Origin of the sequence: Anabaena sp. CS-542/02, assembly GCF_028331085.1 — a bacterium.
In the GTDB taxonomy this organism is placed as follows: Bacteria; Cyanobacteriota; Cyanobacteriia; order Cyanobacteriales; family Nostocaceae; genus Anabaenopsis; species Anabaenopsis arnoldii.
In genome coordinates, this window is the sequence record NZ_JAQMTM010000054.1 from 21,960 (window position 1) to 28,884 (window position 6,925).

At 40.2% G+C, this 6,925-nt stretch carries 6 protein-coding genes; 4 read left to right on the forward strand and 2 right to left on the reverse strand.

Going from position 1 to position 6,925, the window contains the following annotated elements:
• Positions 1 to 126: 126 nt before the first annotated feature.
• Entirely contained in the window at positions 127 to 435 is a 309-nt protein-coding gene (locus PN447_RS05730) for an RNA recognition motif domain-containing protein (protein ID WP_271761553.1), read from the reverse strand.
• Positions 436 to 831: 396 nt separating this feature from the next.
• Between PN447_RS05730 and PN447_RS05735 the strand changes: the two genes are divergently transcribed.
• Positions 832 to 1,005, forward strand: coding sequence for a hypothetical protein (locus PN447_RS05735; protein WP_271761542.1), 174 nt, complete (start codon positions 832 to 834; stop codon positions 1,003 to 1,005).
• Between the two features lie 9 nt (positions 1,006 to 1,014).
• On the opposite strand, the gene infC is transcribed toward PN447_RS05735, so the two are convergent.
• Positions 1,015 to 1,578, reverse strand: a complete 564-nt coding sequence (infC, locus tag PN447_RS05740) for a translation initiation factor IF-3 (RefSeq protein ID WP_271761544.1) — start codon at positions 1,576 to 1,578, stop codon at positions 1,015 to 1,017.
• 169 nt (positions 1,579 to 1,747) lie between these two features.
• On the opposite strand from infC, the gene PN447_RS05745 reads away from it, so the two are divergent.
• From PN447_RS05745 to gatB, 3 genes are all read left to right on the forward strand, one after another.
• Positions 1,748 to 3,871, forward strand: a complete 2,124-nt coding sequence (locus tag PN447_RS05745) for a tetratricopeptide repeat protein (RefSeq protein WP_271761546.1) — start codon at positions 1,748 to 1,750, stop codon at positions 3,869 to 3,871.
• Between the two features lie 75 nt (positions 3,872 to 3,946).
• On the forward strand, positions 3,947 to 4,960 hold the full coding sequence (locus PN447_RS05750) for a 3-oxoacyl-[acyl-carrier-protein] synthase III C-terminal domain-containing protein (protein WP_271761548.1): 1,014 nt from the start codon (positions 3,947 to 3,949) through the stop codon (positions 4,958 to 4,960).
• 92 nt (positions 4,961 to 5,052) lie between these two features.
• A complete protein-coding gene (gene gatB, locus PN447_RS05755; protein ID WP_271761550.1) occupies positions 5,053 to 6,528 on the forward strand; it encodes an Asp-tRNA(Asn)/Glu-tRNA(Gln) amidotransferase subunit GatB in 1,476 nt (491 codons plus the stop codon).
• Positions 6,529 to 6,925 lie beyond the last annotated feature (397 nt).

Below are 6,925 nucleotides of genomic sequence, written 5' to 3' on the forward strand. Positions count from 1 at the left end.
TTCGGTTGAGATATTGCATGAGTACACAGGTAAAAAACCATGAGACTCAATGCAGTAAAGCCACTTAGCAACATTGGTTAATTTATTTTTTTGTATTTCCTAAGTAAAATTTTGGTTTTTTCAAGTTTAGTAGCGGTTACGTCCACCACCACCACCACCGTATCCTCCTCTACCGCCAGAGGAACCTCTATCCTCCCTGGGTTTAGCTTTGTTGACTTTTAGTCCGCGACCCATCCACTCAGCACCGTCTAAAGCTACAATAGCAGCATCTTCTTCTGCTTCTGAATTCATTTCTACAAATGCAAAACCCCGCTTCCGGCCTGTTTCACGGTCAGTCGGTACTTGAACCCGCTTAACAGTACCATATTCAGCAAATACTCCACTAATATCTGCTTCTGTAACCTCGTAAGAAAGGTTCCCTACATAAATCGACATCGGATATTCTCCAAAATTATGATTGAGTTTGACCCTCTCACCACCATTGGCAAAGCCTGTAGTGGGAGATTCTTGTTTCGTTACCACTTAACTAGATTAGTATTACTACTAAGCGCCGTCAGTACCAGTTAACAAGCATTTTTAAGTATTGTATGTCCTAGAGCATTCACAGGTAGATTCGTCGCCACTTTTGCAGCAGCAACATTCTCTAAGTTGTAAGTAAGTGGCGCGATCAAAACCATCTATGTTTAGTTTGATCAAAACCTGGAAATCCCTTAATCATCAGGTATTCGTTGAGTTGGTATTCCCTTACATAGGTGGTTTTTTTGACGATCACTTACTTGTATCGGCATTCAGGACAAGAATAAATTTCTTCTGTTTCGTAAATATAAAAATATGATTAGGTTTTCTGTGAGTTTGTCTGCTTTGTGTTTGTTAACTTCTCCGGGAAAGCCGCTTGATGTCAGCCATCCCAGAGGTTTGAGTTTGTGGAACCAAATAGTAACCGAACTGCTATGTTTAAGTTATAATGAAAACCAACAATTTTGGTTACGGGTGCAAAAAGCCTAAAAGATTAATTTAAGCCGGAATTACTTGAAGAACGAGTGATCGTTTATCAAGGGACTGGACTTTTCCGACTTCACTCAGAGCGCTGACAATGCGGTCCAGCATCTCTCCGGCTTGTTCGCGGTGTTGATGCTCTCTTCCTCGTAAGCGAATGGCGAATTTGACTGAATCGCCTTTGCTCAACCATTGAGTTGCTTGTGCTATTCGTAAATTATAATCAGCTACACCCACATTGGGACGTAAGCGAACCTCTTTGACAGTGGGTCTAGCACTCTGGGTCTGACGTTTTTTCTTTTGATACTGGAGCTTACCATAGTTGACAATCTTGGCAACCGGTGCGTCTTTACTTTCCGACACCACAACCAGGTCAAGCTCTAGAGTTTCTGCTAGCTCTAGCGCCTCAGCAGTATCAACAAGACCACGGTTATTATTCTCATGATCAATCAAGTAGACTTGATTGGATTTAATTTGGGAGTTGATTAGTTGTTTTTTAACTACGATAATGATTTCCTCATTTAATACTTGGGTTTGCGGCTTCCCTAGTCTTTGTTCTAAGACAGGTAGGCTGGTTTGCACTTACCATCTCCATAATATCATAACCGACTGATCCACCAACCAGCTTACCCGCAATAAATTAATTTAGGGACTTGCGCGGGGGGAAGTCTTCGGTGAGAATTGAATTCTGGTATAGATTGGAGATAAGCCACCCACTGCAAAAACTGACCCCAGAATCAGGATGGTTCTTATGAAGCGCAAAAATCAAGTTGTCCTCACTTTAGTATTGAAAAGCGCTATTGTCTTTTCGCCCTTGCTGCTCTCTGCTGGTATTGCTACTGGACAAACCAGACCATCCGTTTCCACAGCACTGAATAGGGCTGAGGTAATATCTGCTCAGAAGTCGGAAAAATTCCCTCACTTGCAAGCACAACAACTTACTCCAGAGCCAGTTACACCCAGGGTAGCGCCGGGTTTCAATAACACAAATCTCTTGTGGAGTGTGTGGTTAGTGATCTTGAGTTTATTTCCTGTGTCGGTAATTGCCTTATTCTGGCTGTTGCGCCGGGTAGCAATTCGTGAGATTGTTCATAGAGCAATGGCACAGCTAGAAGGGTTAGAAAATCTCCAAAACCAGCTGATTATTGTCAAGCAAGATGCGGAAAATCTGATTCGAGAATCTAAACAGAGAAATCGTGAATTGGAAACAGAAATTTTGAGCTTGCAACATAATATACAAGCACAACGGGAGAATTTAGCTAATTTAGCATCTGAAATGGTGCAGTCAAAAGATGCCATCCTAGGAGAATTAAAAACGACAATTAAAGAGATTGAAGAGAATTTAGAGTCTGATTTTACAGTCAAAGTCTCTCAGTTGCAGTTAGCAGCAGAACAAACAAGAGATAGAATCATAGAAGGTTTAGAAAATCTAGAGTCTGGGTTGATCCATAAACTAGAGAATTTGCAGTTAGAGGCTGAACAACAAAAGAATCTCACTCTGGAAGATTTAGAAGAATCTAGGACTGAATTTGTGGCTGAACTTTCTAAGTTGCTGTCTCAGACTCAATCAGAGAAAGATAACACTGTGGCAAATCTGATTAAAGTATATGGTGATGCAGAAAAAGAAAAGAATGATATTCTAGAGAATGTGAGGGAATTAGAAAGATTATTTCAAGGAGAAATATCTCACTGGCAATCTGAGGCTCGGCAAGGAAAAGATAATATTTTTCAGAGTTTAGGAAAGTTACAGGTAGATGCGCAACAGGAAAAAGATAAAACCCTAGATAGTTTAAGGGAGTTAGAAAATTTATTTAAGGCTCAAATCGCTGTATTACAGTCTGGGGTAGAATCACATAAGGATACTCTCCTGGAAAGTCTGACGGAATTACATTCAGAATTTGCGGGTGAATTATCTGAGTTACAGTTGGATGCTCAAAACCGCAAAGCGCTAATTGTTACGAATTTAGAAGCATCAGCAGCGGAGTTAACAGAGCAATTTTCAGATTTACAATTTCATACTCAAGAGCAAAAGCTGTTGATTCTGGAAAAGCTGGGAAAATTAGAGACGGATTTTGTATCTCAACTTTCTAACTTACAGTTGGATGCTGCACATCGCCAGGAGATGATTTTACAGGAATTAATCAAGTCTGAAGAGTCACAGGTGCAGCTACAAGGGTCAGAGTCAGTTAATGATGACTTTCAACAAGCAGAAGATTTATTTACTCAAGGGAAATATACCGAGGCGATCGCAGTTTATAATCAGGTGGTGAAAAATCACCCAGATAATTCCGTGGCTTGGTTAAAACGAGGTTTAACTTTAGGAAGATTACAACGTTACCAAGATGCTATCACTTCTTATGAAAAGGCCATTGAAATTCGTCCAGATTATCACCAGGCTTGGTGCGATCGCGGTGTGGCTTTTGGTAAACTAGGACAGCATCAACAGGCTTTTACATCTTTTGACCAAGCTACTCAAGTCAAGGGTGATGATCCAGTCGCTTGGTTAAATCGTGGTCTTTCTTTGATAGAGTTAGAAAGATATGAAGATGCCATGGCTAGTTTTGACCAAGCCATCAAAATTAATCCTAATTCTCCCAAGGTGTGGGATAAACGCGGTTATACTTTGGTAAGATTGGGAGAAGATGACGAAGCGATCGCCAGTTTTGACAAGGCGTTACAAATTAATCCCAACTATGCTAGTGCTTATTATAATAAAGCCGCTTGCTATGCTCTCCAAAGACAACTAAAGTTAGCATTGACAAATCTGCAAAAAGCCATTGAACTCAATCCCAGTTATAAGGAAGATGCAGCATTTGACATTGATTTTGATGAAATTGCCGATGATAAAAGCTTTAAGGAAATTATTTCTGAATAGAACCATCACTATATTCCTTTCATTTTCCATATTAAAAAATTGAAAATATTCAAACGAAACATGGGAGGATTATAGATGAGCAAACAAACCGTTGGTATCACATCTATTGGTTATTACATTCCCCCAGGAATTTTAACCAGTAAGGAAATGTCAAAACTATCTCAGTTACCTGAGTTTATTTTCACTGACAAGATTGGGATCAAACACAAACCAGTTGCAGGTAAAGATGAACATCCCAGTGATATGGGAATTAAAGCAGCATTAGCGTCCATAGATCAGGCAAAAATTACAGCGTGTGAAATTGATTTGATTGCTTATTGTGCTGCAGGAGATTATGATTACAGATTTTGGTCTCCTGCTGCCAAAATTCAAGATGCACTTGGGGCAGAAAACGCTTTTGCATTTGAAGTGAAAAATTTTTGTAATAGTGGGAATTTAGGGATACATATTTGCAGAAATATGTTACTGGCAGATAATGATTTATCTTATGCATTAGTAGTCTGTAGTGATAAATTATCTATGCTGTTAGATTATTCAGATGTGAATAATTTATCAACATTTATCATGGGTGATGGTGCAGCAGCAGTGATTCTGAAAAAAGGAGAATTAAGTAATGAAATTCTCTCTTATCACGGGATCACCAATGGAAAATTAGTAGATTGTCTCAAGGTATCCTCAGCAGGAACTAAGTTTCCGGTGGGAGGTAAACCAATTAAGGATGAACTAAATTATTTAAAGGTTGAAGACCCTCAAGAACTAGAAAGAATCTTACAGGATGTCTATTTAGAAAACTATGGTAAAGTGATTCACAGGTCTTTAGAGAAAAGCGGTTATTCAATCAAAGATGTGGACTTTTTATTAACTAATCAAGTCAAAAAAAGTTTATCTAAAGCAATTTTAGAATCTTTGAATCTAAAAGATGAGCAGACATTGATTTCTTTGCCGGAATATGGTCATCTCGGTGCTGTAGATACTATATTTGGCTTGGCAAAAACTCTAGAAGCAAATAAAATAAAGCCGGGAAATATCGTGGTGTTAGCTAGTAGTGCGGCTGGTTTTTCATGGGCAGCATTAACTGTAAGATATTAGATAAAAAAGTATTCTAACAAGAGAATAACTTGAGCAAGATAGAGATTTATCGCTAAACTAATAATATTTGGTATGACTAGCAATATTATAGTATGACTGCTGCCACAACTGTAAAAACTGAGTACGAAGCGATTATAGGTCTAGAAACCCATTGTCAACTGAGCACCAATACCAAGATTTTCTCTAATAGCTCCACAGCTTTCGGTGCTGATCCCAATACTAACATTGACCCCGTGTGTATGGGCTTACCTGGAGTTTTACCTGTACTGAATGAAAAAGTCCTAGAATATGCGGTAAAGGCGGGTTTGGCTTTGAATTGCCAAATTGCTAAGTATAGTAAATTTGACCGTAAACAGTATTTTTATCCTGATCTGCCCAAAAATTACCAAATTTCTCAATATGACCTCCCGATTGCGGAACATGGTTGGTTAGAAATCGAATTGGTAGATGCTGACGACAAACCGATTCGTAAACGCATTGGTGTGACTCGTTTGCACATGGAGGAAGATGCAGGAAAACTGGTACACGCGGGGAGCGATCGCCTGTCTGGTTCTAGCTATTCTCTGGTAGACTATAATCGCGCAGGTGTGCCATTAGTAGAAATTGTTTCCGAGCCTGACTTGCGTTCTGGTGAAGAAGCTGCGGAATATGCCCAAGAATTACGCCGAATTATGCGTTATCTTGGTGTGAGTGATGGCAATATGCAAGAAGGTTCTCTACGCTGTGATGTGAATATCTCTGTGCGTCCGGTGGGACAACAGAAGTTTGGCGTTAAGGTAGAAATTAAAAATATGAACTCTTTCAACGCCATTCAAAGAGCCATTGATTACGAAATTGAACGCCAAATTGCAGCCATAGAAGCAGGGGAGCCGATTATCCAAGAAACTCGCTTGTGGGAAGAAGGCGCTCAACGTACGATTAGTATGCGGGTGAAAGAAGGTTCTAGTGATTACCGCTACTTCCCAGAACCAGATTTATCACCGATTGAGGTATCCCAGTCCCAATTAGAGGAATGGCGAGGGGAACTTCCCGAACTACCCGCCCAAAAACGTCATCGCTATGAAAGTGATTTAGGGCTTTCAGCTTATGATACAAGGGTGTTGACAGAAGACCGCACGGTAGCAGATTATTTTGAAGGTGTGATTGTTGCTGGGGGTAATCCCAAAGCTGCTGCTAACTGGATTACTCAAGACATCGCCGCATACCTCAACAAGCAGAAGCTGAGTATTACTGAAATTGCTCTCACTCCCGCCAATTTAGCTGAGGTGATTAGTCGAATTGAATCTGGTAAAATCAGCAATGCCCAAGCTAAACAAAAGCTGGCGGATTTGCTGAGTGGTATTTCCCCGGAGGAGGCTTTTGCAGGTCAAGAGTTAATCACTGATCCTAGTGTGCTAGAACCGATCATTGATGAGGCGATCGCAGCTAATCCCAAAGAACTAGAGAAGTATCGCCATGGTAACACTAAGCTGAAAGGGTTCTTTGTGGGACAGGTTTTGAAGAAAACCGACAAACGAGCCGATCCTCAACTAACTAATGAATTAGTCGAGAAAAAACTGAATTCTTAGGTCTTTACTGTTTTTTCACCTAATTCTTCATCAATTCTTTACAAAAAAACCGAAAAATAGGTTACACCCCTCACCCCTTAAAGGCTATTCTATGTATTGTAGATGAACCCTAATGATCTGGAGAGCTGCCCATGAGCTCTCCTGATTTTTTTGTTTATTCACCACAGATAAACATAGAACCAGTCAAGCTGGTTAGCCTAGCCATATCCGCTCGGTTAAACTTACCCAAAACTACCCAAGCCTAGACTTAACTGGACACTGGCAGTTTTAGCGTTAACTTCTTGTTTCATCGCGGTCTGAGAATGACTTCGACTAGGTTTGTCCGCTCCGCAAGCAATCCCGGTAAAGCTTACCGTTTCTGACCGTTCAGGAATAAAAATCTTCTCAAACCATCGGT